This is a genomic window from bacterium endosymbiont of Bathymodiolus sp. 5 South, from assembly GCF_900128535.1.
Lineage (GTDB): Bacteria > Pseudomonadota > Gammaproteobacteria > PS1 > Pseudothioglobaceae > Thiodubiliella.
The window spans coordinates 1-1480 of the sequence record NZ_FQTR01000295.1 but is presented as its reverse complement, the minus strand read 5'-3'; the positions used below and the strand labels follow the sequence as shown (position 1 = coordinate 1480).

The 1480-nt window shown below is 33.4% G+C and carries 1 protein-coding gene; it reads left to right on the top strand.

Annotated elements, in window-relative coordinates:
* Positions 1–38: 38 nt before the first annotated feature.
* Positions 39–1480: FRG domain-containing protein (locus BBROOKSOX_RS10940; protein ID WP_139661836.1), on the top strand; the 1442-nt coding region annotated here is incomplete at its 3' end.

Below are 1480 nucleotides of genomic sequence, written 5' to 3'. Positions count from 1 at the left end.
CTGATAAGGCTTATTTAAATAGTTTTGATTAACGCTCAATGTCGGTTGTTGCTAAGTATTTAAACAAACTCCCATCAGGAGGTGGTTTTGTTTATCGTGGTCAATCTGATGAGAGTTGGGGTTTAACCAGCACTTATTATCGGCGTTTTAATTTAAACAAATCAGGCGATAAACAACAGCAACCTACACAACAGCAGTTTCAAGACTATCATGAAACTTTGATTAATGATGCCAAAAGTTACCATTACCATAAAGAAAAATTAAGTGACCTTGAATTATTACTAGAGTTGCAGCATTATGGCGCTGCCACAGGGCTTGTTGATTTTAGTCGTGATTTTTTAATCGCCTTATGGTTTGCTGCTCATGACAACAAAGGCAAAAACGGCAAAGTTTTTGTTCTAAATATCAATGATATTGTTAAATTCTCCGAATTACAAAAGGGTGAAAAAATTTTTGACGAGTGCGAAAAATTACAATTTGTAAACAACAACTTTAAAAGTAATAATCGTATTTTCGCCCAAAAGGGGGTGTTTGTATTCGGCAATCAAACAATTGATAATGCAAAGACAATTAAAATTTTGCAAGAAGAAAAAAAACCAATTTTGCAAGAACTAAGTGATAGATTTTCTATTGATGAAAAATCCCTATTCCAAGACATTTATGGCTTCTCAATGGTCAATGATGTTAATCACCCTATTTATAAAAAAACTGCAGAAGAATATTTCCTAGAAGGTAATCAGGATTTTTATAAAAGTAAGTTTGATAAGGCAATTGAGGCTTTTAAAAAAGCCATTGAGATTAAGCCTAATTATGAGGCTTATTACAATATAGGGGTTGCTTACACTAGTTCAAATAAGTTTAAGGAGGCAATTGAGGCTTATGAAAAAGCCATTAAGATTAAGCCTAATTATGAGGCTTATTGCAATATAGGGATTGCTTACGCTAGTTCAAATAAGTTTAAGAAGGCAATTGAGGCTTATGAAAAAGCTATTGAGATTAAGCCTGATAAAGATGAGGCTTATTACGGTATAGGGGTTGCTTACACTAGTTCAAATAAGTTTAAGGAGGCAATTGAGGCTTTTAAAAAAGCCATTGAGATTAAGCCTAATTATGAGGCTTATTACAATATAGGGGTTGCTTACGCTAAGTTAGATAAGTTTAAGGAGGCAATTGAGGCTTTTAAAAAAGCCATTGAGATTAAGCCTAATTATGAGGCTTATTGCAATATAGGACTTATTTACGCTAGTTCAAATAAGTTTAAGGAGGCAATTGAGGCTTATGAAAAAGCCATTAAGATTAAGCCGGATTTTGACGAGGCTTATTGCGGTATGGGGTTTGCTTACGCTATGTTAAATGAGTTTGACAAGGCACTTGAGGCTTATGAAAAAGCCATTGTTTTAAATTCAGAATTAATAATAAAACTCAGTAAACAGCAAAATTGGTACCCACTAGAACAATGGATAAATAACCTAACTGATAA